Annotated in this window: 23 protein-coding genes, 1 tRNA gene and 1 riboswitch; of the genes, 14 read left to right on the top strand and 10 right to left on the bottom strand. The window is 60.1% G+C overall.

The window, feature by feature from the left end:
• Positions 1 to 6: 6 nt before the first annotated feature.
• Positions 7 to 345, bottom strand: coding sequence for a P-II family nitrogen regulator (locus ACFSE1_RS12695; RefSeq protein ID WP_377401732.1), 339 nt, complete (start codon positions 343 to 345; stop codon positions 7 to 9).
• 223 nt (positions 346 to 568) lie between these two features.
• Positions 569 to 1447, bottom strand: a complete 879-nt coding sequence (tesB, locus tag ACFSE1_RS12690; protein ID WP_377401729.1) for an acyl-CoA thioesterase II — start codon at positions 1445 to 1447, stop codon at positions 569 to 571.
• Between the two features lie 86 nt (positions 1448 to 1533).
• Here tesB and ACFSE1_RS12685 point away from each other — a divergent pair, with 86 nt between their 5' ends.
• Positions 1534 to 2748, top strand: a complete 1215-nt coding sequence (locus ACFSE1_RS12685) for a ubiquinone biosynthesis hydroxylase (RefSeq protein ID WP_377401726.1) — start codon at positions 1534 to 1536, stop codon at positions 2746 to 2748.
• Between the two features lie 33 nt (positions 2749 to 2781).
• Here the strand turns inward: ACFSE1_RS12685 and ACFSE1_RS12680 are convergent, their stop codons facing one another.
• The 4 genes from ACFSE1_RS12680 to ACFSE1_RS12665 form a co-directional block, all read right to left on the bottom strand.
• A complete protein-coding gene (locus ACFSE1_RS12680) occupies positions 2782 to 2970 on the bottom strand; it encodes a Trm112 family protein (RefSeq protein WP_377401723.1) in 189 nt (62 codons plus the stop codon).
• Between the two features lie 9 nt (positions 2971 to 2979).
• The gene (locus ACFSE1_RS12675) at positions 2980 to 3648 is read right to left on the bottom strand and encodes an LON peptidase substrate-binding domain-containing protein (RefSeq protein ID WP_377401720.1); all 669 of its coding nucleotides are present in this window, start codon (positions 3646 to 3648) and stop codon (positions 2980 to 2982) included.
• 93 nt (positions 3649 to 3741) lie between these two features.
• Positions 3742 to 4734, bottom strand: coding sequence for a thioredoxin (gene trxA, locus ACFSE1_RS12670; RefSeq protein ID WP_377401717.1), 993 nt, complete (start codon positions 4732 to 4734; stop codon positions 3742 to 3744).
• 54 nt (positions 4735 to 4788) lie between these two features.
• Positions 4789 to 5295, bottom strand: a complete 507-nt coding sequence (locus ACFSE1_RS12665) for a prolyl-tRNA synthetase associated domain-containing protein (protein WP_377402210.1) — start codon at positions 5293 to 5295, stop codon at positions 4789 to 4791.
• Between the two features lie 337 nt (positions 5296 to 5632).
• Between ACFSE1_RS12665 and ACFSE1_RS12660 the strand changes: the two genes are divergently transcribed.
• The 5 genes from ACFSE1_RS12660 to nadC all read left to right on the top strand — a co-directional run bounded on the left by ACFSE1_RS12660 (position 5633) and on the right by nadC (position 10208).
• A tRNA-Gly gene (locus ACFSE1_RS12660) sits at positions 5633 to 5707 on the top strand.
• A gap of 144 nt (positions 5708 to 5851) precedes the next feature.
• Positions 5852 to 6754 carry an NUDIX hydrolase gene (locus ACFSE1_RS12655; RefSeq protein ID WP_377401714.1) on the top strand — a complete coding sequence of 301 codons (903 nt, stop codon included), beginning with the start codon at positions 5852 to 5854 and terminating at the stop codon, positions 6752 to 6754.
• 68 nt (positions 6755 to 6822) lie between these two features.
• Positions 6823 to 7797: a quinolinate synthase NadA gene (nadA, locus tag ACFSE1_RS12650; protein ID WP_377401711.1), complete on the top strand. Its 975-nt coding sequence runs from the start codon at positions 6823 to 6825 to the stop codon at positions 7795 to 7797.
• Positions 7794 to 9332: an L-aspartate oxidase gene (locus ACFSE1_RS12645; protein WP_377401708.1), complete on the top strand. Its 1539-nt coding sequence runs from the start codon at positions 7794 to 7796 to the stop codon at positions 9330 to 9332. The genes nadA and ACFSE1_RS12645 overlap by 4 nt, the downstream gene beginning before the upstream one ends.
• Positions 9333 to 9350: 18 nt before the next feature.
• Positions 9351 to 10208, top strand: coding sequence for a carboxylating nicotinate-nucleotide diphosphorylase (gene nadC / locus ACFSE1_RS12640; protein WP_377401705.1), 858 nt, complete (start codon positions 9351 to 9353; stop codon positions 10206 to 10208).
• Between the two features lie 235 nt (positions 10209 to 10443).
• Here the strand turns inward: nadC and ACFSE1_RS12635 are convergent, their stop codons facing one another.
• Positions 10444 to 11562, bottom strand: coding sequence for a citrate synthase/methylcitrate synthase (locus tag ACFSE1_RS12635; protein ID WP_377401702.1), 1119 nt, complete (start codon positions 11560 to 11562; stop codon positions 10444 to 10446).
• A gap of 82 nt (positions 11563 to 11644) precedes the next feature.
• Between ACFSE1_RS12635 and ACFSE1_RS12630 the strand changes: the two genes are divergently transcribed.
• The 6 genes from ACFSE1_RS12630 to ACFSE1_RS12605 all read left to right on the top strand — a co-directional run bounded on the left by ACFSE1_RS12630 (position 11645) and on the right by ACFSE1_RS12605 (position 16381).
• Positions 11645 to 12838, top strand: a complete 1194-nt coding sequence (locus ACFSE1_RS12630) for a citrate/2-methylcitrate synthase (protein ID WP_377401699.1) — start codon at positions 11645 to 11647, stop codon at positions 12836 to 12838.
• Between the two features lie 55 nt (positions 12839 to 12893).
• Positions 12894 to 13442: a sigma-70 family RNA polymerase sigma factor gene (locus ACFSE1_RS12625; RefSeq protein WP_377401696.1), complete on the top strand. Its 549-nt coding sequence runs from the start codon at positions 12894 to 12896 to the stop codon at positions 13440 to 13442.
• Positions 13429 to 14199 (top strand): anti-sigma factor family protein, encoded by a 771-nt coding sequence (locus ACFSE1_RS12620; RefSeq protein WP_377401693.1) that lies wholly within the window; start codon positions 13429 to 13431, stop codon positions 14197 to 14199. The genes ACFSE1_RS12625 and ACFSE1_RS12620 overlap by 14 nt, the downstream gene beginning before the upstream one ends.
• Positions 14200 to 14230: 31 nt before the next feature.
• Complete coding sequence (locus ACFSE1_RS12615) at positions 14231 to 14941, top strand: Bax inhibitor-1/YccA family protein (RefSeq protein ID WP_377401690.1); 711 nt, start codon at positions 14231 to 14233, stop codon at positions 14939 to 14941.
• Positions 14942 to 14975: 34 nt separating this feature from the next.
• Positions 14976 to 15560, top strand: a complete 585-nt coding sequence (locus ACFSE1_RS12610; protein WP_377401687.1) for a DUF2076 domain-containing protein — start codon at positions 14976 to 14978, stop codon at positions 15558 to 15560.
• Positions 15561 to 15712: 152 nt separating this feature from the next.
• Entirely contained in the window at positions 15713 to 16381 is a 669-nt protein-coding gene (locus ACFSE1_RS12605; protein ID WP_377401684.1) for an exopolysaccharide biosynthesis protein, read from the top strand.
• Here ACFSE1_RS12605 and ACFSE1_RS12600 read toward each other — a convergent pair whose 3' ends face one another.
• From ACFSE1_RS12600 to metA, 3 genes are all read right to left on the bottom strand, one after another.
• The gene (locus tag ACFSE1_RS12600; RefSeq protein WP_377401681.1) at positions 16382 to 17551 is read right to left on the bottom strand and encodes an aminotransferase; all 1170 of its coding nucleotides are present in this window, start codon (positions 17549 to 17551) and stop codon (positions 16382 to 16384) included.
• Between the two features lie 15 nt (positions 17552 to 17566).
• On the bottom strand, positions 17567 to 18586 hold the full coding sequence (locus ACFSE1_RS12595) for an aldose epimerase family protein (RefSeq protein WP_377401678.1): 1020 nt from the start codon (positions 18584 to 18586) through the stop codon (positions 17567 to 17569).
• Positions 18587 to 18664: 78 nt separating this feature from the next.
• Positions 18665 to 19585: a homoserine O-acetyltransferase MetA gene (metA, locus tag ACFSE1_RS12590; protein ID WP_377401675.1), complete on the bottom strand. Its 921-nt coding sequence runs from the start codon at positions 19583 to 19585 to the stop codon at positions 18665 to 18667.
• A gap of 39 nt (positions 19586 to 19624) precedes the next feature.
• A riboswitch (SAM riboswitch) is annotated at positions 19625 to 19703 on the bottom strand.
• Positions 19704 to 20127: 424 nt separating this feature from the next.
• Here metA and ACFSE1_RS12585 point away from each other — a divergent pair.
• Both ACFSE1_RS12585 and ACFSE1_RS12580 read left to right on the top strand, forming a co-directional pair.
• On the top strand, positions 20128 to 20781 hold the full coding sequence (locus tag ACFSE1_RS12585) for a thiamine diphosphokinase (RefSeq protein WP_377401672.1): 654 nt from the start codon (positions 20128 to 20130) through the stop codon (positions 20779 to 20781).
• A gap of 5 nt (positions 20782 to 20786) precedes the next feature.
• Positions 20787 to 22604 carry an ABC-F family ATP-binding cassette domain-containing protein gene (locus ACFSE1_RS12580; RefSeq protein WP_377401669.1) on the top strand — a complete coding sequence of 606 codons (1818 nt, stop codon included), beginning with the start codon at positions 20787 to 20789 and terminating at the stop codon, positions 22602 to 22604.
• The last annotated feature ends 65 nt before the right edge of the window (positions 22605 to 22669 follow it).

The following is a 22669-nucleotide window of genomic DNA, read 5'->3' as shown; positions in this document are numbered from 1 at the left end:
CCGTGCTTACAGCGCTTCTGTATTGGTTTCGCCGGTGCGGATGCGCACAGCCTGCTCGATCGAATAGACGAAGATCTTGCCGTCACCGATCTGGCCGGTCTTCGCGCTCGATGCGATGGCTTCGACTGCCTTGTCGACGAGATCGGAAGCCACGGCGATTTCCACCTTCAGCTTCGGCAGGAAGCTGACGGCATATTCCGTGCCACGATAGATTTCGGTATGCCCCTTCTGGCGCCCGTAACCCTTGACCTCGGTTACGGTCAGGCCCTGGATGCCGACAGCCGTGAGAGCTTCTCGCACCTCGTCCAGCTTGAATGGCTTGATGATGGCCATCACGATTTTCATGTGGTTTCCCGTCCTTTGTTTATCGGCGAGCGCCGAACTCTCCTTGCCGCTGGCAGAAGCGTTAGCAGCGACTGTCGCTCTACATTCAAAGGGCGTGCCAGATTCCAGCCACATTACTAAATGGTTGAAAACACGCGTTATTTATTAAATCGCGCAAGAGAAATGCAAATGAGCGCCTTTTGGGCGCTCATTTTATGGGCAAATTTTCATCAATGCTCAAATATTATTCAGTTGCCCGTTTGCGAATCAGGCCCTCCTGGGCGACCGATGCAACAAGCTCTCCGGAGCGTGTGTAAAGGGCACCGCGCGTCATGCCGCGCGCACCGGAAGAACTCGGGCTATCCTGCGTGTAGAGCAGCCAATCCTCCAGCCGACAGGGACGGTGAAACCACATGGCATGGTCGAGGCTGGCCGCCTGGATGCGCGGATCGAAAATGGTGCGCCCATGCGGATAAAGCGACGTATCGAGCAAGGTCATGTCGGAGAGATAGGCAAGCACGGCTGCCTGAAAATGACGATCATCCGGCACAGCGCCAGTGGTGCGTACCCAGATATGCTGTTCCGGCTTCAGCTTCTCTTCCGAGACATAGTGGACAAGGCTGACAGGTCGGATCTCGACGGGACGCTTGCGACCCCAATATTTCTTGACTGGCTCCGGCGCATGGGCGAGGAACATCTTCTGGAATTCTTCCTCTGGCATCAGTTGTTCCGGCTGCTTGACGGCAGGCATGTCTACCTGATGGTCATAGCCGGGCTCCTCGACCTGGAAAGAGGCCGACATGGCGAAAATGGCACGCCCGTGCTGAATGCCCGTTACCCGGCGCGTGGTGAAGCTTCCGCCATCACGCAAACGCTCCACCTGATAGACAATCGGCACCCTGGGATCGCCCGGCAGCAGGAAATAGCCGTGCAGGGAGTGAACGAAGCGATCTTCCATCGTGGTGCGCTGGGCGGCCATCAGGGCCTGCGCGATGACCTGCCCACCAAACACCCTTTGCCAGCCGATTTGCGGACTTTCGCCGCGGAACAGATTTTCCTCCAGACGCTCCAGATCCAGCGTCTCGATCAATTGGTCCATGGGCTGTTCGGACGCCTGCGGCATTTTTAACTCTCTCCAAAGGTAGGAAGCGGGCTGAGGTTGATCTATATGTCAGAGCAATCATTCTCAAGGGTAGCAGGAGTGTAGCGATGCTGGATATGGTGATCGTCGGCGGCGGATATGTAGGCCTTGCGGTTGCGGTCGCTACAAAGCAGGCAGCTCCGCATCTTTCCATAGAGGTTGTCGAGGCCGCGCCGGAAGGGGTTTGGCAAAGAGACGAGCGCGCCTCCGCCATCATTGCAGCCGCCACCCGCATGCTGGATGTGCTGGGCGTGTGGCAGGAAATCCTTCCCGAAGCACAGCCCATCACGCGCATGATCGTCACCGATTCCCGCACCGCGGATCCGGTTCGTCCCGTTTTCCTGACCTTCGATGGCGATGTGGAAGAGGGCCTGCCCTTTGCGCATATGGTGCCGAATGTGGCGATGGTTCGGGCGCTGCGCGGGGCATGCGAGCGATTGGGCATTTCTATCCGCCACAGCGCATCGGCAACCGGCTTCCATGCCGGATCGACTTCGGCCACCCTCACCCTCTCCAATGGCGAACTGCTGGAAAGCCGCCTTGTGGTGGCCTGCGATGGCGTTCGCTCCAGACTGCGCGACATGGCCGGTATCAAGACCGTGCGCTGGGATTACGGCCAGTCCGGCATTGTGACCACCGTGGAGCATGAGCGCCCGCACGAGGGCTGTGCCGAAGAGCACTTCCTGCCTTCCGGCCCCTTCGCCATCCTGCCGCTGACCGGCAACCGCTCCTCGCTTGTCTGGACGGAGCGCACGGCGGATGCCGACCGGCTGGTCGCATCCGACGATCTGATTTTCGAGGAGGAACTACAGCGCCGCTTCGGCCACAAGCTGGGCGCGCTGACTGTGGTGGGCAGCAAGAAAGCCTTCCCGCTGGGCCTCACGCTCTCCCGCGCCTTCGTATCGTCCCGCCTTGCGCTCGCCGGTGACGCAGCCCACGGCATTCACCCGATTTCCGGCCAGGGACTGAACCTCGGCTTCAAGGATGTGGCAGCACTGGCGGAAACCATTGTCGAGGCCGACCGGCTGGGTCTCGATATCGGTGCGCTCAACATTCTGGAACGCTACCAGACCTGGCGGCGCTTCGACACCTTCCGCATGGGCGTGACCACGGATGTGCTGAACCGCCTGTTTTCCAACGATATCGGTCCCGTCCGCATTGCCCGCGATCTGGGTCTGGGGCTCGTGGAGCGCCTGCCGAAGCTGAAAAACTACTTCATCCAGGAAGCGGCGGGCACCAAGGCACCCAACAATCCGCGCCTGCTGGCGGGACAGGCCATCTGAGGCTCTCTCTCGGCCTCCCATGGTGTGGGAGGCTCAATCCTCGATCCGACGCGCTTCAGAAACCAGCATGATGGGGATGCCATCGCGGATGGGATAAGCCAGACGTGCCGTTTCGGAAATCAGCTCATTGGTTTCCCGGCTATAGACAAGGCGAGTCTTGCCCAAGGGGCAAACCAAAAGATCGAGCAGCTTCGGATCGACCTTCGCAAGATTTTCATCCATTGCGGCGGCCTACTGAAGAATGGTGTCGGAATCGCCGAAATCGCGTGCCAGCTGGATCTCGGTAATGGCAATCAGCGTTTCGGCGCGGGTTTTCAGATCGGGCGCTTCCAGAAGCGCCTGCTTTTCTGCCGGGCCAAAGGGAGACATCATGGAGAGCGAATTCACCAGCGTGCGATTGCCAGCCCGCTCCACGCTTTCCCAATCGGCCTCAAGCTTGTTGGCCTCAAGATAGGCCTTGAAGACGCGCAACAATTCCTGACGATCAACGGCAGCCTCATCGTCTTCAGCGGAGAGATCGCTCATGAAGGGCATGATCTTGACCGTGCGGTAGGGATGCCCCTCGCCCACTTCCTCCATCACACGGAAGCGGCATACACCACTGAGAGAGGTGATATAGCGGCCATCGCCGGTTTCGGCGAAGGAGGTGATACGCCCCAGACAGCCGACAGAACTGAGCGCCGGCCGCATGCCCTCGCCCGCTTCTCCAAGAACCGGCTGCACGATGCCAATCAACCTGTCTCCGGCCAGAGCGGCATCGAACATTGCAAGATAGCGCGGTTCAAAGACATTCAATGGCAACTGGCCGCCGGGAAGCAGCAGCGCACCCGTCAACGGAAAAACGGGAACGGCTTCCGGCAGATCCTCGCGTTTGACATATCTGGCGTTGCCCACATGCATCGACGTCACCCACTTTCATCGCCCAGGATATAATCCCTGATATGTGGTGCGGCAGTGCTCTTTCACAAGAGCAAACTCCCTATCCTCTCCACCTTACGAGAAGAGGATGGAGGAAAGCTTGCGCCGCGCCGCAATCGTCGCCGGATCTTTTGGACCCCATGTCTCGAAAAATTCGAGCAGCTGACGGCGTGCGCCGTCATCATCAAAAGTGCGGTCCTTCTTCATGATGTAGAGAAGATGTTCCGCCGCTTCGTCGCGCTTGCCCTCGACATTGCGGATCTTCGCCAGCTTCACGCGGGTTTCATGATGATCCGGGTTGAGCGACAATTCATGCTCGAAGGCCGCCGGATCACCCAGCTTGCGCGCCTCTGCCATTTGCTGGAGCTTCAGCGAGACGGCCTGGATCTCCGGCTGTCCAGCAATCTCTTCCGGCAGCGAATCCAGCATCTGCTGCGCACGCTCGGCATGGCCGAGGGTTACGAGGCATTCGATCATGCCAGCCGCCGCCTTGGCGTTTTCAGGATCAGCCTGCAGCACGGCGGCATAAAGCTGGGCCGCACCATCCACATCGCCCGCAGCCAGAAGGCCCTTGGCCTCTTCGAGAACCGATTCGATTTCCGCCGCCTCATCGGCCCCGGCAGGACCGGCAATCTTGTCGATGAACTGGCGGATCTGGCTTTCCGGCACGGCACCCATGAAACCATCCACGGGACGACCATTGACGAAGGCAATGACCGCCGGAATAGACTGAATACCCAGCTGGCCGGGAATGGACGGATGATCGTCAATGTTCAGCTTGACCAGCTTTACGCGGCCCTTGCCTTCATTGATGACCTTTTCCAGCACCGGAGCCAGCTGCTTGCAGGGGCCGCACCAGGGTGCCCAGAAATCGACGAGAACCGGCTGGCGGCGCGATTCCTCCAGCACATCCTTGGTGAAGGCTGCAGTGGTCGTATCCTTGATCAGGCCGCCTGCCGATGCGGAGGCAGTAGCGGAGCCCGCAGAGGCAGACGCGGATGCAAAACTCATCGTGCCGCTCATCTGGCTTCCATAGCCGTTGCCATACGGATTGTTCGGACCGCTCATGGATGTCTCCCTGGGCTTAACGCCTGTTCGTTTGCTACTCGCAAAGATCGTATGTCAGTCCGTGACTTTCAAGACAAGCGGCTCATGTCCGGTTGCCTTCAGGAAGCGAATAAGATCGTCCCGGCCGATGGATGTGGTTGCGTCATTCGTCAGCGGATGGCCATTGATGATGTCGTAACGCATCAGGTCTTCATCGAGAACGAAAGTAACCTGATGGCCGGTATCGTTCACCGCACCGAATACCGTGACGGAACCGGGCACGACGCCCAGATATTCCAGCATCTTTTCCGGGCTGCCGAAGGAAACGCGGCTCGATGCGCCGATGATCTTGTGCACCTGCTTGAGATCGACGCTCGCACGCTCTTCCACGGTAATGACAAAGAAGCGATCCTTCTTGTCCTTCACGAAGAGATTTTTCGTATGTCCGCCGGGAATTTCATCCCGCAGGCTTTCCGATTCCGCCACCGTGAAAACAGGAGGGTGCGATTTGGTGGTGTGGGAGATGCCCAGTTCATCCAGATAGGCGAACAGTTGATCCTTGGTCTTGGCAGATGACGTCATGTGAGATTCCGGGTTCAGGAAGGGGCGGGCCTTGAGAAAGCCCGACAAGGCCGTGGAGACTATAGACCATCCCTCCGCGCCGGACTCAACAGCCAGCGTCACGCAGCTGCCCGGAAAGCGGCGTGGAGAGGGCCCAAGAGCGGGCGGACAGGCGCAGCCATCGCTAATCCCGAAAAATTATCGTTTAACATCAATTATTTATGGAAAAAATTCAAAAATCTTGCCCTTCATGTCATTTCCCTGTTGCATTCAAAAATCAGTTGGGCCATATAGCCCCCGTCGCCGCAAGCGAGCGACCCACGGCCCAGCGAACTACCCCGGGCTGATGGAATGATGAGCGGGTGTAGCTCAGGGGTAGAGCACAACCTTGCCAAGGTTGGGGTCGAGGGTTCGAATCCCTTCGCCCGCTCCATTCTCTCCTAAGTGAGAGTTTGATCTGAATTTTCCAGCCTATTCTTCTCCCAAGCATTTGACCTGATAGTCGATTTGCGCTGAATGGTGCGCAGTATCGCCCACGACATGTGAAACGCGATCGCTGCTGACCGGGGAGTGCTCTTTGTCTGGTGGATTGGCCCATGCTGAACTGATCGCGGTTCTTGCCGCCGTGACGGGCGATGAACCGCGCGTGATGACCATTCGCTCCGGTAATGCGCTTCCATCCGGCCCGTTTGAATTGGAGCATCGCAGCCTTCAATCCGGTCTTCGTGAATGGGTCAATGATCAGACGGGCCACCCTGTCGGGTATCTGGAGCAGCTCTATACGTTTGCAGACCGCGACCGCACACCCGATGAGGCGCAATCGCGCACCATTTCCATCAGCTATCTGGGCCTTGTGCGCGAACAGGCAGCGCCAGGAGCTGGCAAGCCGGGCTGGCACGGCTGGTATGAATATTTTCCCTGGGAAGATCACCGCAAGGGAGAGCCAGAGGTGCTGGGGACCATTCTTGAGCGCCTGCACGATTGGGCAAAGCGGGATGCACAGCGGCGAGAACACCGACAGCGCCGGATCGATTTCACCTTTGGCCAGAACGACGCCCAGTGGAACGAAGACCTGATTCTGCACCGCTACGAGCTGATGTTCGAAGCGGGACTGGTGGAGGAAGCGGGAGAAACGCCCATTCCCGCAACCGGACGCGCCATGTTTGCCGACCATCGCCGCATCCTTGCCACGGCCATTGCCAGATTGCGGGCCAAAATCAAATACAGGCCTGTCGTCTTTGAACTGATGCCGGAAAGCTTCACGCTTTTGCAATTACAGCGCACCGTTGAAGCGCTGGCGGGGCTGACGCTGCACAAGCCGAACTTCCGCAGGCTGATCGATTCGCACCAGCTGATCGAGGAAACCGGCGAGGTGACGGGCGAAACCGGCGGCCGCCCAGCCAAGCTTTTCCGCTATCGCCACGCGGTTCTGGAAGAACGCGCCTTCTCCGGATCAAAGCTCCCGCTCTCCCGCAATTGACATAAACTCTGAATGAGAATATGCCTGCGTCTCGGATATACTCAAATCGAGTATAAAAGGAGGCTCGCATGAATTCCGTCGTTTCCGCTTCAACGCTTTATGATCGTGTCAGCCGCATTATGCCGAAGGCGGAGTGGATGGCGCACGAGGCAGACGTGGCGGCCATTCTGGAACTGAAGCGGAAGAAGAATGCGGTGATTCTGGCGCATAACTACCAGACACCGGAGATCTTCCACGGTGTGGCGGATATCGTCGGCGACAGTCTGGCACTGGCGCGAAAAGCGATGGATGTGGATGCAGACATCATCGTACTGGCCGGCGTGCACTTCATGGCCGAAACGGCAAAACTGCTCAACCCATCGAAAACGGTTCTGATACCGGACATGGAAGCGGGCTGCTCGCTGGCCGAATCCATCACGCCGGAAGACATTGCGCTGCTGCGGGCCGCCCATCCCGGCGTGCCTGTCGTCACCTACGTCAACACATCTGCTGCGGTGAAAGCGGCATCCGATATCTGCTGCACCTCCGGCAATGCGAAGGAAGTGGTGGAATCGCTTGGCGTGCCAAAGGTGCTGATGATCCCGGATGAATATTTGGCGCAGAACGTGGCACGTGAAACCCATGTGGAGCTGATCGCCTGGAAAGGCCATTGCGAGGTTCACCAGCTTTTCACCCCGCAGGACATTCGCGATCTGCGCGAGGCCCATCCGGGCGTCATCGTGCTGGCGCACCCGGAATGCCCGCCCGAAGTGGTTCTGGAGGCAGACTTCTCCGGTTCCACGGCTGTCATGTCCGATTTCGTCGCCACCAGAAAGCCGCCGCGCGTGGTTCTTCTGACGGAATGCAGCATGAGCGACAATGTGGCGGCCAACCACCCCGATGTGGATTTCGTGCGGCCCTGCAATCTCTGCCCGCATATGAAGCGCATTACGCTTTCCAACATCCGCAAGGCGCTGGAAGAGGGGTATCACGAAGTGACGGTCGATCCGGCCGTGGCAGACAAGGCACGCCTTGCCGTCGAGCGCATGTTGGCCGTGAAATGAACGCCTCCTTCCCACACAGTGCTCCTGTCGTGATTATCGGCAGCGGGCTTGCGGGGCTGACGGCAGCGCTCTCGCTGGCACCCATGCCTGTGGTTCTCGTCACGCGCGCTGCTCTGGGAGAAGAGACCTCCAGCGCCTGGGCGCAAGGCGGCATTGCCGCAGCGCTGGGCGAAGACGATAGCCCTGAACTGCACCTGGCCGACACGCTGGCGGCAGGCGACGGGCTGGTGGATGAGAAAGCCGCCCGCGCCATTCTGGATCAGGCACCCGCCGCTATCGGCTGGCTGGAAGCGCAGGGTGTGCAGTTCGACCGAAAGGCAGACGGCGCACTGGAACTGGGCCTGGAAGCCGCCCATTGCCGCCGCCGGATCGTTCATGGCAAGGGCGATGCCTCGGGTGCCACGATCATCCGCGCCCTGACCGAGCGGGTGGCAGCCACGCCTTCGATTTCCGTTCTCTCGGACACGCAAGCCCGCCGCCTTGTTCTGCGGGATGGCCGTGTGGCCGGTGTCGCGCTGGAGCGTGCGGGCGAAGCCTATGCGATAGCGGCCCGCGCCGTGCTGCTGGCAACCGGAGGATTGGGCGGCCTGTTCGATGCGACCACCAATCCGCAGGGCAATTTCGGCCACGGCATTGCGCTTGCCGCGCGGGCGGGAGCCGTTCTCGCAGACATGGAATTCGTGCAGTTCCACCCCACCGCGCTTGCATCGGATCGCACGCCGCTGGCGCTCATCAGCGAAGCGGTGCGGGGCGAAGGCGCGCATCTCACCAATGATCTCGGCGATCGCTTCATGGCGGACGTTTCCGGCCAGGAGCTGGCGCCACGCGATATCGTTGCCCGCGCCATCAGCGCCGAAATTGCGCAAGGGCGAAAAGTGTTTCTCGATGCGCGCCCGGCACTGGGCCAGCATTTCAGCACGCGCTTCCCCAGCATTGCCGCACTGTGCCGCGAAGCGGGCATAGAGCCGGAAAGCCAGCCGATCCCGGTTCGCCCGGCAGTTCACTACCATATGGGCGGGGTTGCGACGGACCTTTGTGGTCGCACCAGCGTCGAAGGGCTATGGGCCGTGGGCGAAGTGGCGGCAACCGGCCTGCACGGGGCAAATCGTCTGGCCAGCAATTCGCTGCTGGAAGCAAGCGTGATGGGACGACTTGCGGCGGAAGACATTGGCGGGCTGGCTTTCGCCGGCAGCGCCACACTCGGAAGCTCCAGACCGAGCCCCCGCCCCTCTGCCGCGAGCATCCGGCCGCTCGTGTCGCGCTCGCTTGGCGTTCTGCGCGATGCCGAGTCAATGAAGAGCCTTATTGCCGCCGTGCGCCCGCTGGCGGACGAAAATTCGCCCGCCGCGGACCCGGCTCTGGTTGCTCTGGCGATGGCGAGTTTCGCGCTGCTGCGACAGGAATCGCGCGGCGCCCATGCCAGAACCGATTTTCCGGCCAAGGCCGAGACAGGCACACGCCGCCGCATGACAATGCAGCAAATTCTTCAATTCGCGGATGAACTGGGTGAAACCCGGCTTGCCCGCAGCGCATGATGACGAGGCCCCTTCGATATGTCGCTGATCCCTCTGCCCCGACCGATTATTGAACCGGCAGTCCGGCTTGCACTGAACGAGGATCTGGGCGCTGCGGGCGATATTACCTCCGCCGCCGTCGTGCCGCTCTCACATCGCTCGACGCTTGTATTCCGCGCCCGCCAGCCGGGATGCCTTGCGGGACAGGATGTGGCAGCCCTTGCCTTCGAGCTGATCGACCCTTCCATTCGCATGACGCGCCATATTCAGGACGGCGAACGGCTGGAACCGGGCACGATCATCGCCACTGTGGAAGGCCCCTCGCACGCGCTTTTGACGGCAGAGCGAACGGCGCTGAACTTCATGGGCCATCTCTCTGGCATTGCGAGCGTGACCCGTTCCATCGTCGATGAGATTTCCGGCACGCAAGCGAAACTTGCCTGCACCCGCAAGACGACGCCGGGGCTACGCGCCCTGGAGAAATATGCCCTGCGGGCGGGCGGCGGCATCAATCACCGCTTCGCGCTCTATGATGCAATCCTCATCAAGGACAATCACATCGCGATTGCAGGCGGCATTCAAACCGCCATCCGCCGCGCCAAGGCATCGGCAGGCCATATGGTGAAGATCGAGGTGGAAGTGGACACGCTCGACCAGTTGCGCGAGGCGATGGATGAGGGCGTGGATGCCGTGCTTCTCGACAATATGGTACCGGACCAGCTGCGCGAAGCCGTCAGCATCGTGAATGGACGTGCGCTCACCGAAGCCTCCGGCGGGATTACGCCGCAAACCGCCCGCGCCATTGCCGAAAGCGGCGTGGATCTGCTCTCCGTGGGCTGGATCACCCACAGCGCTCCAACACTTGACATTGGGCTGGATTGGGAAGCGAATGGGTGAGGTCCCTCACCCTTTCTTCGCCTGATCATGGTGCCATTTGATGGCGTAGAACATGCCGACACCGAGCACGAGAATTTTCAGCGGAAAAAAGACGATGGGAAACCAATCCCATATGTCGGAAGATTGCATATCTTTCACTCGGCACTGTTTAAGGTCGTGTGAGCAGTAGCTTGAAAGCCGCACCCGCAACATCGGCCATCTTGACGCAGATCAATTCCGTGGCGGATGCGGGAGCCTAAAGGCTCCCCGAGAGATTTGCACAAGGCGACCCCACATAGCGCGATTGCGGGCGGATGAGGCGGCCGGTTTGTTCCTGCTCCAGCACGTGGGCGGTCCAGCCGGCCATGCGGCCAGCGGCAAAGACATTGGTGAAGCTGTCGCGGGGGAAGCCGACGGCTTCGAGAAGCAGGGCGGTGTAGAATTCCACATTGGTCTGGAGCGGGCGCAGAGGCTTCTTTTGCTGAAGAAGGGCAAGGGCGGCGGTCTCGACCTTACTTGCGAAGGCGATGCGGCCTGAGCCGTCGTTGAGGGTGGAGACGGCACCTTTCAGCACATCGGCGCGCGGGTCACGCACGCGGTAGATGCGGTGGCCAAAGCCCATCAGGCGCTCGCCACGGGCAAGGGCATCTTCCAGCCATGGCTCGATGCGAGCGGGCGTTGCGATCTCATCCAGCATATCGAGAACCGGCCCCGGTGCGCCGCCATGCAGCGGGCCTTTCAGCGCGCAGAGCCCGCCGATCACGGAAGAGAACAGGCCAGCCTTTGTGGACGCGATGACACGCGCAGCAAAGGTAGAGGCGTTGAGGCCGTGGTCGGAGACCGTGACGAGATAGGTATCGAGTGCCTTTACCTTATCCGCCTGCGGCTCCTCATTGCGCAGCATGGAGAGAAAATCCGCCGCGTGGCCAAGTGTGGCATTGGGCGCAACGGGGATAAGACCTGCCGCCTGACGGGCAATGGCCGCCGTGAAGACGGGAACGGCAGCCACGGCCAGAATATGGTGCGGCTCCCGCGCTGAATCCGGCAGGGCCGAGAGCAGAAGCCGCAGCGCTTCCACCGGCGCAAGCCCCCGCAAACCCGGCAGGAAAGGCTGCATGATCCGGAAGGCCTTCACCCTGGCTTCTCCGAGGGCGGATCCGATGTCCTGCGCTGTCAGAACATCCGGCGTCTGGCCTGCCCAGAGCAGTTCCAGCACCTGTTCGAAAGGCCAATCGGACAGCTCCCCCAGATGATGCCCGCGAATAATGAGCTCGCCTGCCTGGCCATCCACATGGCTCAGCATGGTTTCTGCGGCCACAACATCGTCAAGGCCGAGGCTTGCAGGCTGGCTGATCAGGTTTGGCTTCACGGACATGGCACTTCTCCTTCAACATGAAACGCGTTGACAGGAGGATGTTGGAGCATAGATATATCGTCAATCTTGATAAATATAATCAATGTCGGATCTCATGGCCCCGCCGGACAAATTCATCACCGCAGACCGTGCCGCCGCAGAACTCGGCATCAGCCGTGCAACGCTTTACGCCTATGTGAGCCGTGGCATGATCCACACCAGCGGCGCGACGGACGATCCCCGCCGCAAGCTCTACAGTGCCCACGACATTGAACAGCTGAAAAGGCGAAAGAAGGTGGGCCGCCGCCCAAAGGAAGTCGCCGCCACCACACTGGATTGGGGCCTGCCGGTTCTGGACTCCGCCATCACGGACATTTCAGAGGGCAAACTTTGCTACAGGGGCCTCGATGTTCTCAATCTTGCCGAGACGCAGACACTGGAAGACGTAGCCCGCCTGTTGTGGGATTGCGGCGAGACCGATCCCTTTCGCGACGAGAAGGCGGCGACGTCACACTGGCCCCTGCCGCTGCTTCAGTCTACGCAAGACCTGCCTTTGACCGAGCGCTGTCAGGCACTTCTGCCACTGGTGGAGGCGGGACGCATGACGGCCTGGAAGCGCGATCCCCGGCGCCTTTGGCCAAGCGCTGCGGCGCTGCTGCGCTGCCTTGCTGCCGCCTGTCTTTCGCGGCAGCCGGAAGACCATCCGGTTCACCTCTCTCTCGCCAGACATTGGGGCCTGGATGAAAACGGCACCGATCTCATCCGCCGGGCGCTGGTGCTTCAGGCAGACCATGAGCTGAACGCATCGGCCTTTGCCGTGCGGGTCGTGGCATCGACCGGGGCATCGCTGGGGGCTTGCCTGAATGCGGGCTTATCAGCTCTGAGTGGCCCAATGCACGGTGGTATGACGAGCCTGGTGGAACGGCTGTTCGATGAGGTGGAGCGCGATGGCAATGCCGAACGCGTGGTGGAAGAGCGCCTGCGCCGGGGCGAAACCATTCCTGGTTTCCACCATCCTCTTTACCCGGAGGGCGATCCGAGAGCCTGTGGACTCCTGCCCTACCTGCCGCCGGACCAGCATCGGGATGAGCTTTTGCGGGTGATGCTGGAGACGGCTGGCCAGATGCCCACCTGCGATGTGGCGCTCGTCAGCCTGCGGCGAAGCCTCGATCTGCCGCGTGGCTCAGCCCTTGCCATTTTTGCCATTGCCCGCATGGCAGGCTGGATTGCGCATGCACTGGAACAGATGAAGGATGACAGGCTGATCCGCCCCCGTGCCCGCTATGTGGGCGTTTGAAAAAAATCGCAGAGGATTAAGGAATAAGTTTCATCGCCGCTGCGTATATTGAGGCATGAGCGACAAGAGAAACCCGTTCGATGTTCTGAACCAGCTGGCAACGCTGCGGCGTTACGCCCGCTCGCTCGTTCGCAATGCGGATGATGCGGAAGATCTGGTTCACGATGCGCTGGTGAAAGCCTATGAGCGCAAAAGCACGTTCCGCACCGGCGGCAACCTGCGCAACTGGCTGCTCTCCATCGTTCACAACACGCATATTGACCGGCTGCGCCGTCAGAAATCCAGCGATAACCGCCACAATGCGGCAGCGGATGTGGCCGAAACGGCGCATCACCCGGACCCGGATCAATCGATCCGCCTGAAACAGCTTCGGGAAGCCTTCTTCGCACTGCCGGAAGAACAGCGCGATGCGCTGCATCTGGTGGCCATTGAAGGACTTTCCTACTCGGAGGCGGCACAGGCGCTTTCCATTCCCGTCGGCACGCTGATGTCGCGCATTTCGCGTGCACGCCAGCGGCTGCGGGAGTTCGAGGAAAACGGCCGGAAGCCGCTGGACACCAATCATCTGAAAGTAATCGAAGGAGGGCGCGATGACACCCGTTGACCCAATCCAGACCTCCGACATCGAGGCCTATGTGGATGATCAGCTGGATGCCAGCCGCCGCATAGAAGTGGAAGCCTATCTTTCGGAAAACCCGGAAATCGCGGCCCGCGTGATGGCGGATCTGGCCATCAAGGGCGAGCTGCGCCTGGCGCTTTCCGATAGCCACCATCAGGGCCGCGCCGATACGCGCGAGGCGGCACGCCGCCTTCAGGCCGCTCTTTCACGCGGCGTTTATCTGCGTCCCCTGCAACGGCTGGCCGCCACCGTGGCGCTGGTTGCGGCAGGCTGGATGCTGAGCAACCATTTCGGCCCGCTGACGGTCTCGCCCGTGGAAGCCTCCACGCCAGCACCTGCCTTTGTGGAAGAGGCCATTCGCGCGCACAGCACCGCTGCACTGCGCGAAAGCATGACCTCGCAGGGCTCCTCCACATTCGACCCGGCGGAAATCCGCTCGGCAACGGCGATTGTCGTTCCGCAGATTCCAAAGGAATGGAAGGTCAGCGATGTGCAGATCTTCCCCTCGGCCTTCGGGCCAAGCGTGGAAATGTCGCTGATGGATGAAAGCCAGACGAAGCTTTCGCTCTTCGCCGTGCGGCCCGGCTTTTTTGCCGTACAGCAGGTGGCACAGGCCCGCGAGGACGGTGTGGAAGCCTCCTACTGGCAGATCGGCGAAGTTGCCTACGCACTCGTTTCGGAGCGGCAAGATGCCCCGCGCCTTCGGCAAGAGGCAGAGCGCCTTGCCCGTTCCCTTTACTGAAACACCGCATTAACCCCAACAGGAGTACGCCATGAATCCGCGTTTCGGATACAACTCGGCAGTCCAGTCCCAGGCCGCATTCGATGAGGGACTGCGCCAGCACATGCTGCGCGTTTACAACTATATGGGCCTTGGCCTTGTCATTACCGGCATCGTTGCCTTCATCGTTGGCACGACGCCCGCCCTTTACGTGCCGATCTTCTCCAGCCCGCTGAAGTGGGTGGTGATGCTGGCACCGCTGGCCTTCGTCTTCTTCTTCTCGTTCAAGATCCAGACGATGTCCGCCTCCACCGCGCAAATGACCTTCTGGGCCTTCTGCGCCGTGATGGGTCTTTCGCTTGCTTCCGTGTTCCTCGTCTTCACGGGTGCCAGCATTGCGCGCACCTTCTTCATTGCCGCCACCATGTTCGGCGCAACCAGCCTCTACGGCTACGTGACGAAGCGTGACCTCGCCAAATTCGGCTCCTTCCTGATCATGGGCCTGATCGGCGTGATGATCGCCTCGATCGTCAACATCTTCCTCGGCTCCAGCGCCCTGCAGTTCGCCGTATCGGTCATCGGCATCATCGTCTTTGTCGGCCTGACCGCCTGGGACACCCAGAACATCAAGGAACAGTATGCCGAGAACTTCGACCAGGAGAGCCAGCAGAAGCTCGCCGTCTTCGGTGCGCTGTCGCTGTACCTCAACTTCGTCAACATCTTCCAGCTTCTGCTGAGCCTGACCGGCCAGCGCGAAGAGTAATCAGTCCAACCGAACCCCAAGGAGGAAATCATCGATGGACTACAACGACCGCCAGGCGATCGAGGGGCTTTTCGGCAAGCTCTCCCATGTGGAGAGCCAGTCGGGACCGCGCGATATGGAAGCGGATGCCTTCATTCGTGATCGCATCGCCAGCCAGCCGGGAGCACCCTATTACATGGCGCAGACGATCGTTGTGCAGGAGCAGGCGCTGAACGACGCGCAGCGGCGGATCGAGGAACTGGAATACCAGCTCTCCTCCCGCCCGGCATCTGGCGGCGGCTTCTTCTCCAGCCTGTTCGGCAGCGCATCGCAGCCGGCCCGGCCCGTGCCGCAGACGCAAGCCCCCCAGGGCATGATGCCCAACGGCCCGCAGTCCGGCCCACGCAATCCGTGGGGTGGGCAGCAGACGGCACAGGGCTTTGGCCAGCCCCAGCCCGCCCGTGGCGGCGGCTTTCTGGCAGGTGCCGCGCAGACGGCCATGGGCGTGGCCGGTGGCGTGCTGCTGGGCAATGCCATAGCTGGCATGCTAGGTGGCGATGAGGCGCAGGCCGCAGAAACGCCGGCAGAAGAACAGCCCGCCGAAGACGATGCAGGCTTTGAAGAAGACATGCAGTTCTGATCCTTGATGATCATCAACCGCGAAAGGGCGCTCGAACACGCTTCGAGCGCCTTTTCTTCATCAAGACCTCATAAAATCGCAACGAAATGGCCACCTTTGCGTGGCAGAATCCGCACGTGATCAACAAGCCTTCCCGGCTACCTGAGAGTTTCATGGCCCTTCCAGAACCGTTACCCTCCTTCTCGGAACCAGACGATCGCAAGGCACCGGAAGAGGAACGGCCGCAGAGCTTTTCTCACATCTTGAGAGCGCTGGCGGACGATGTGACGCAAGAACGCATTGCCGTGAGCGATCTTCTGCTTGCCATGAAGGACCGCGCCTTCGGTGCGCTGCTCTTCATCTTTGCCATGCCGAATACCATTCCCACGCCGCCGGGAACCTCTGCCATTCTGGGCATTCCACTGGTCTTCCTCAGCCTTCAGATGGCGCTTGGCAAAAAGCCGTGGCTGCCGCAACTCATTGCGAAACGCTCAATGCTGCGCTCTGACTTTGCCGGAATGGTTGGCAAGATCGAACCATGGATTGCCAAGGCGGAAAGAATGCTGAAGCCCCGGCTTTCCGCCCTCGCCTCGCCCGGCATGGAAAAGGCGATCGGCATTTTCTGCCTGATCCTGTCGATTATTCTGGCCCTGCCCATCCCGCTCGGCAACATGCTGCCGGCAGTGGCCCTCTGCATCATGGCCTTCGGCATTCTGGAAAAGGATGGGCTGTGGGTCATGCTCGGCATAGGCTTAGGCATCGTCTCCCTCTTCCTGGTGGCAGGCGTGATCTACGCCATCTTCAAGGCGATCCTGTTCTTTGCCGCCTCGATCTTCACGTGATCACAAGGAGAAGGATGAAAGACGCGCACCCAGCGCACGGATGCCTTCGACATCTGCATTGGCGAAGGCGAAACGCAGATAGGCCTCCTGCCCCTCGCCGAAATAGCTGCCCGGAATGCACGAAACACCCGCATTTTTCGCCAGTGCCTGTGCCACCTCTGCGGAGGATTTCCCCTCATGGGGATGGCGAATGAAGGCGAAATAGGCACCTATCGCATCCAGCTGCCAGCCCGCAAGCCCAGCCACGACGGCCCGCAGCGCATCCGCCCGCCGCATGATTTCCTGCCTGTTTTCCTCGCGCCAGGATTTGAGACGTGGAATGGCCTCTGCCACAGCAGTCTGCGCTGCCCGTGGTGCGCAGATTTGCAGGTTATCCATGATCTTGGCGACCTGGCGCACAAATTGAGGACCTGCCGTGATGGCACCCAGCCGATGCCCCGGAATGCAAAAGCTCTTGGAGAAGCTGTAGAGCGAGACGATGTGATCCTGCCAGTCAGGCCGGGAAAACAGTGAATGCGGCTGCGCTTCAGCATCGGGTAGAAAGTCGCGATAGGTCTCATCCAGGATAAGCCAGATGCCGCGGCTCTGGCAGAGGTCTGCAATCTCGTCCAACAACGCAGGTGGATAGACCGCACCTGTAGGGTTGTTGGGCGAAACGAGGGCCAATGCCTTGACCTCAGGAGTGATGGCGTCTGCGATATCCGGAACCCTTGGCAGGAAACCGCGTTCTGCCGAACAGGCCACAAGCTTTGTGCCAATGCCAAGCATGGCAAGAGTGGTCTGGTGGTTAAAGTAATAGGGATTGGTCATCAGGACCGCATCGCCGGCACCGGCCACCGCCATGACCGCACAGATGAAAGCCTGATTGCAGCCCGAGGTGATGTGGACATTTTCCGCCGTCAGGGCCGCATGGTAGACGCCCGCCGAATGTACGGCATAGGCGGCTCGCAAGACCGCCTCCCCTTCAATCGGGCCATAGCCGGTGGATGCGCGCGAGGAAGCAGCCTTTCCCAATAGTTCCAGCATGTGCGGATGCGCTGGATAACCGGGAACCGCCTGGGAAAGATCGATGAGCGGCCCCTTGGCACCATCATAGCTGCGCGCCCATGCCTGAACGGATGGCACGGGCGGAGGCGAGATGCTTTCGATCAGCGGATTGAAACCAGCCATCGCCAGCCTCCGTGCTCAGCTTTTGCTGAACACGTAATCCGTTTCCTGCCGAAGAACCTCACCCGGACGCAGCACCGCATTCGGGAAGCCCGGATGATTGATGGCATCCGGCCAGATCTGCGTTTCCAGGCAAAGACCCGCATAAGGCCCATAGAGCTTGCCGGAAAGGCCCGGCACCGTCGGCTTCAACTTGAAGCCCGCATAGAGCTGGACGCCGGGCTCAGTGGTGCGAACCTCCAGCGACACGCCGGAGTTGACGCTGCGCACAAGGGCAACGGAACGCTTTTCGGTGCGCTCGTTCGACAGGCAGTAATTGTGATCGAATTCCACCTGATGGCCCTTGCCATCATCGCGACGGATGGGGCCAAGCTGGCGCAGATCCATCGGCGTGCCTTCAACGGCAATCTGCTTGCCCGTCGGCACCTGATGCTCGTCCAGTTCCAGATAATGATCGGCCGCGATCATGATGTCGTGGCCCAGAATATCGTCGCGGCCATCCAGGTTGAAATAGGTGTGCTGGCAGATATTGGCGAGCGTCGGCTGGTCTGTCACGCTCTCATAAACAACGTTCAAAACGCCGTCATCCTTCAGCTCATAGGTGGCCGTCACCGTGCAATTGCCGGGATAGCCGCCGCGACCATCCGTATCGGTGACCTGAAGGATCACCTTGTTGTTCGAATGGGCGATGATCGTCCAGTTCGTTTTGCCAAGGCCATCGCTTCCGCCATGCAGATGCGTATTGCCGTCCTGGTTCAGGTCCACCTGATAGTTCTTGCCATCCAGCGTGAACTGACCCTTGCCGATACGGTTGGCAACACGGCCCGGAGTTGCGCCGAAATAGGAGGAATATTTCGGATAATCCTCAAAGTTCTGGAAGCCCAGAACCAGCGGCTCTTCGTGGCCTTCAAGACGCAGATCCTGAATAACGGCGCCCCAGGTGATGACATGCGCAGTCAGCCCGCCACCGGAAATGCTGACTCGATAGACTGTTTCGCCCTTCGGAGTGGTGCCGAAAATCTCACCTTGCGTCGTCATGCCTGTATCCTGTCATGCCTATGAAACCGGGCGGCAAACTGCGCCATTTTCGAATGCACTGCAATGCGCAAAAGCGGCTCAAACAGTGCCGATCTTGTCCAGATCGTAATGCGTGGTCTGGTAGATCTCGTTGATCCAGTTGCCGAAGAACAGATGCGCATGGCTGCGCCAGCGGTTCTGCGGCGTCAGCGCCACATCATTATGCGGGAAGTAGTTGTGCGGCATCTTGATCGGCACGCCTGCATTCACATCGCGGAAATATTCATCCGCCAGCGAGGTGGAATCATACTCCACGTGATTGAACATATAGAGGCGGTTGCACTTTTTCTCATGCACCAGGCACACGCCCATCTCATCCGATTCCATCAGGATTTCGAGGCCAGGCACCTTTTCGATATCGGCGCGGCGAACCTCGGTCCAGCGCGACACCGGAACCTGGAAATCATCCGAAAAGCCGTTGAGATAAATGGAAGACGGGCAGAGATTGCGATGGCGATAGACCCCAAACGCCTTCTCCTTCAACTCATGCTTCGGCACCTTGTGGAAGTGATAGATGGCAGCCATGGCCCCCCAGCACACATTCAGCGTTGAATGCACATTGGTAGCCGTCCAGTCGAAGATCTGCTGCATCTCGTCCCAATAGGTGACTTCCTCGAAGGCAAGCAGTTCCACCGGCGCGCCCGTGATGATGAAGCCATCGAACTTGCGGTGCTTCACTTCTTCCCAGGTATTGTAGAAGGACAGAAGATGTTCTTCCGATGTGTTCTTGGCCTTGTGCCCGCCGACACGCACCAGCGAAAGCTCCACCTGCAGCGGCGATGCGCCAACGAGACGCGCCATCTGCACTTCGGTCTTGATCTTGTTCGGCATCAGGTTCAGCAACCCGATTTGCAGCGGACGGATATCCTGACGCACGGCGACCGTCTCGGTCATGACCCGCACGCCCTCGCTGACCAGGGCTTCAAAAGCAGGCAAGGTATCTGGAATCTTGATCGGCATGGTTCGAACTCGACAAACAAAAAAACCGGTCACAACGGACCGGTTTCATACCCGGTCTTTTTAGCCACTTGTTTAACGTGGCTGCAAGCCGACCGGCCAAATCACCACGGGATAAGTCTCGCATACGCCGATAGAGAGCTTGCGTCAATTCTGTGCTTTTGCTTTTCTGAGATCAGACGCGATTTGCTGACTCGTCGGCCTCCACAACCGATGACTAAACAGGTCCAAACTGTTTAGGTTAGCGTAGCCAATGCGGACAGTCGAGAAGAAGAGAAAAGGCATCCAACCCATCTCTTCCTCTCGGCGAACCCAATCCCTCACGGGATACATAATGTGTGACGCGTCGAGTCGAGCTTGACAATACCCCATAAAACATTCTCCAAAACTTTATCCGCACCACGAGAACTCTGAAGAGCTACGGCCTAGCATTATTGCGTATGCATCACTAGCCAGAGATCATCGCTGGAAACACCGACAAAACCAAGTGAACCGCGCGCGGAAGCGCTTTGCTTCACCTGCCCGAATAGGCTATGGGCTGGCGCATGAGCACACCGACCTTTTCCATTCTGCTTGGCGGAAACATTACCGTCACCGATAGACTTCGTGCCGTCACCAGCGGCAGCCGCGTGATTGCCGCCGATAGCGGCATTCGCCATGCGCAGCCGCTCGGTCTGACACCGGAACTATGGGTGGGTGATTTCGATTCCAGCGACGATGCGCTGAAGGCGGCCTATCCCAAGGTGGAGCGCCGCGCCTACCCCGTCTCCAAGGCGGCAACCGATGGCGAGATTGCCATTGCGGAAGCCATTTCACGCGGGGCGGAACGTCTGATCCTGGTGGGTGCTCTGGGCGGCGAGCGGTCGGACCATGTGCTGCAACATTATCTTTCGGCGCTCAGCCTCGCGGAAGACAATTTCGAGGTGATGCTGACCTCCGGCGAAGAGGAGGCCTTTCCGCTTTGCGACGATGGCGGCATGGAGCTGGACCTGCCGAAAGGTGCGCTGTTTTCCGTGCTCGGGTTCACGGCGCTGGAAGGGCTGACCATCCGCAACGCCCGCTATCCGCTGAAGAACTTCAAATTGACCTTCGGCTCTTCGCGCACCATTTCCAACGTGGCGGAAGGCGTGATCTCCGTAACCCTGTCGAAAGGCCGCGCGCTTCTCCTGGCTCGCCCTTACGACCGCAGCGGAGCTTGATTCCCATGGCACCTCCTATTCTCAAGCTCGACGATATTCGCCTCAGCTTCGGGGGAACACCGCTGCTCGACGGCGCAAACCTGCAGGTGGAACCGGGTGACCGCATCTGCCTGGTCGGGCGCAACGGCTCGGGCAAGTCCACGCTGATGAAGATTGCGGCGGGTCTGGTCGAGGCGCAATCGGGCGAGGTGTTCCGTCATCCCTCCTCCACCATCCGCTATCTGGAACAGGCCCCGGATTTCAACGGCTTCACCACGGTACAGGCCTATTGCGAAGCGGGCCTTGGACCGGGCGACGACCCCTACCGCGTGACCTATCTGTTGAACCATCTCGGCCTGACGGGACAGGAAGATCCGAACCGGCTTTCCGGCGGTGAAGCGCGCCGCGCCGCCTTGGCGCGTGTGATGGCGCCTGAGCCAGACATCCTGATGCTGGACGAGCCGACCAACCATCTGGACCTGCCGACCATCGAATGGCTGGAAGGCGAGTTGCAGAAGAGCCGCAGCGCGCTGGTGCTGATCTCCCACGACCGGCGCTTCCTGGAAAAGGTTTCCACCGCCGTGGTGTGGCTGGATCGCGGGCTTTCCCGCCGCATGGACAAGGGCTTTGCCCATTTCGAAGCCTGGCGCGACGACGTGCTGGAAGCCGAAGAGATCGAGCAGCACAAGCTGGGCCGCCAGATCGAGCGTGAAGAACACTGGCTGCGCTATGGTGTCTCCGCCCGCCGCAAGCGCAATATGCGCCGCCTCGGCGAATTGCAGAATCTGCGCGCCGAATATCGCGGCCATCGCGGCCCGCAGGGCACGATTCAGGCATCGGTGAGCGAAGGCCGCGAAAGCGGCAAGCTGGTGATCGAGGCGGAAGCCATTACCAAGAGCTATGGCGAACGCCAGATCGTCGCGCCGTTTTCGCTGCGCGTTCATCGCGGCGATTGCATCGGCCTCGTGGGGCCGAACGGTGCGGGCAAGACGACGCTTCTGAAAATGCTGACCGGGCAGTTGGAGCCCGATTCCGGCACCATCAAGCTTGGCACCAATCTTGAAATCGCAACACTCGATCAAAAGCGCGAAGACCTGAACCCCGACGACACGCTGAGCCATTACCTGACCGACGGTCGCGGCGAAAACCTGCTGGTGAATGGCGAGCAGCGCCACGTGGCAGGCTATATGAAGGACTTCCTGTTCCAGCCGGAGCAGATGCGCACGCCAATCCGCAACCTTTCCGGTGGCGAGCGCGCCCGCCTGATCCTCGCACGGATCATGGCCCGGCCCTCCAACCTTCTGATCCTCGACGAACCGACCAACGATCTCGACATCGAGACGCTGGACCTGTTGCAGGAAATTGTGGCGGGCTATAACGGCACCGTCATTCTCGTCAGCCACGACCGCGACTTCCTCGACCGCACGGTGACCTCAACGATTGCGCCGGCGAACCCGGATGCGCCGGATGGCCGCTGGATCGAATATGCCGGTGGCTATACCGATATGATGGCGCAGCGCCGCGGTGCGCTGGAGGAAAAGAAGAAGGCAGAGCGCGAGAAGGCGAAAGCCGAAACCGCCTCCGCCCCGGCACAGCCCAAGAGCCAGGCAAAACTGTCCTACAAGCAGAAATTCGCGCTGGAGAACCTGCCAAAGGAGATGGAGAAGATCGAGAAGGACATTGCCGCCCGCGAGGCGAAAATGGCCGATCCGAACCTCTTCACCAAGGATGCCGCCGCCTTCAACCGGATTGCCGCCGAGCTGGAAGCCCTCCGCGCCAAGCTGACGGCCATGGAAGAGGAATGGCTGGAACTGGAAATGCTGCGCGAGCAACTTGAGGGCTGACACATCTCTTCTACATCCATAAGTAATTGTTGGAGTTAACTTTCCGTTAGCATTCAACAGCATCA

It is taken from the genome of Affinirhizobium helianthi (assembly GCF_042680945.1).
Classification (GTDB): domain Bacteria; phylum Pseudomonadota; class Alphaproteobacteria; order Rhizobiales; family Rhizobiaceae; genus Neorhizobium; species Neorhizobium helianthi.
Note: the sequence above shows the minus strand (reverse complement) of the source record. Positions and strands in the feature narration are given on the sequence as shown.

What these genes read in the sequence shown, in the direction of transcription:
- ACFSE1_RS12635 (WP_377401702.1), bottom strand. Translation starts at nt 11,562, where the DNA reads ATGTCCGTGAAGCCAAACCTGATCAGCCAGCCTGCAAGCCTCGGCCTT.
- ACFSE1_RS12595 (WP_377401678.1), bottom strand. Translation starts at nt 18,586, where the DNA reads ATGACGACGCAAGGTGAGATTTTCGGCACCACTCCGAAGGGCGAAACA.
- nadA (WP_377401711.1), top strand. Translation starts at nt 6,823, where the DNA reads ATGAATTCCGTCGTTTCCGCTTCAACGCTTTATGATCGTGTCAGCCGC.
- metA (WP_377401675.1), bottom strand. Translation starts at nt 19,585, where the DNA reads ATGCCGATCAAGATTCCAGATACCTTGCCTGCTTTTGAAGCCCTGGTC.
- ACFSE1_RS12585 (WP_377401672.1), top strand. Translation starts at nt 20,128, where the DNA reads ATGAGCACACCGACCTTTTCCATTCTGCTTGGCGGAAACATTACCGTC.
- ACFSE1_RS12685 (WP_377401726.1), top strand. Translation starts at nt 1,534, where the DNA reads ATGCTGGATATGGTGATCGTCGGCGGCGGATATGTAGGCCTTGCGGTT.
- ACFSE1_RS12610 (WP_377401687.1), top strand. Translation starts at nt 14,976, where the DNA reads ATGGACTACAACGACCGCCAGGCGATCGAGGGGCTTTTCGGCAAGCTC.
- ACFSE1_RS12580 (WP_377401669.1), top strand. Translation starts at nt 20,787, where the DNA reads ATGGCACCTCCTATTCTCAAGCTCGACGATATTCGCCTCAGCTTCGGG.
- nadC (WP_377401705.1), top strand. Translation starts at nt 9,351, where the DNA reads ATGTCGCTGATCCCTCTGCCCCGACCGATTATTGAACCGGCAGTCCGG.
- tesB (WP_377401729.1), bottom strand. Translation starts at nt 1,447, where the DNA reads ATGCCGCAGGCGTCCGAACAGCCCATGGACCAATTGATCGAGACGCTG.
- ACFSE1_RS12620 (WP_377401693.1), top strand. Translation starts at nt 13,429, where the DNA reads ATGACACCCGTTGACCCAATCCAGACCTCCGACATCGAGGCCTATGTG.
- ACFSE1_RS12680 (WP_377401723.1), bottom strand. Translation starts at nt 2,970, where the DNA reads ATGGATGAAAATCTTGCGAAGGTCGATCCGAAGCTGCTCGATCTTTTG.
- ACFSE1_RS12605 (WP_377401684.1), top strand. Translation starts at nt 15,713, where the DNA reads ATGGCCCTTCCAGAACCGTTACCCTCCTTCTCGGAACCAGACGATCGC.
- ACFSE1_RS12615 (WP_377401690.1), top strand. Translation starts at nt 14,231, where the DNA reads ATGAATCCGCGTTTCGGATACAACTCGGCAGTCCAGTCCCAGGCCGCA.
- ACFSE1_RS12600 (WP_377401681.1), bottom strand. Translation starts at nt 17,551, where the DNA reads ATGGCTGGTTTCAATCCGCTGATCGAAAGCATCTCGCCTCCGCCCGTG.
- ACFSE1_RS12645 (WP_377401708.1), top strand. Translation starts at nt 7,794, where the DNA reads ATGAACGCCTCCTTCCCACACAGTGCTCCTGTCGTGATTATCGGCAGC.
- ACFSE1_RS12675 (WP_377401720.1), bottom strand. Translation starts at nt 3,648, where the DNA reads ATGCATGTGGGCAACGCCAGATATGTCAAACGCGAGGATCTGCCGGAA.
- ACFSE1_RS12630 (WP_377401699.1), top strand. Translation starts at nt 11,645, where the DNA reads ATGTCGGATCTCATGGCCCCGCCGGACAAATTCATCACCGCAGACCGT.
- ACFSE1_RS12625 (WP_377401696.1), top strand. Translation starts at nt 12,894, where the DNA reads ATGAGCGACAAGAGAAACCCGTTCGATGTTCTGAACCAGCTGGCAACG.
- trxA (WP_377401717.1), bottom strand. Translation starts at nt 4,734, where the DNA reads ATGAGCGGTCCGAACAATCCGTATGGCAACGGCTATGGAAGCCAGATG.
- ACFSE1_RS12695 (WP_377401732.1), bottom strand. Translation starts at nt 345, where the DNA reads ATGAAAATCGTGATGGCCATCATCAAGCCATTCAAGCTGGACGAGGTG.
- ACFSE1_RS12665 (WP_377402210.1), bottom strand. Translation starts at nt 5,295, where the DNA reads ATGACGTCATCTGCCAAGACCAAGGATCAACTGTTCGCCTATCTGGAT.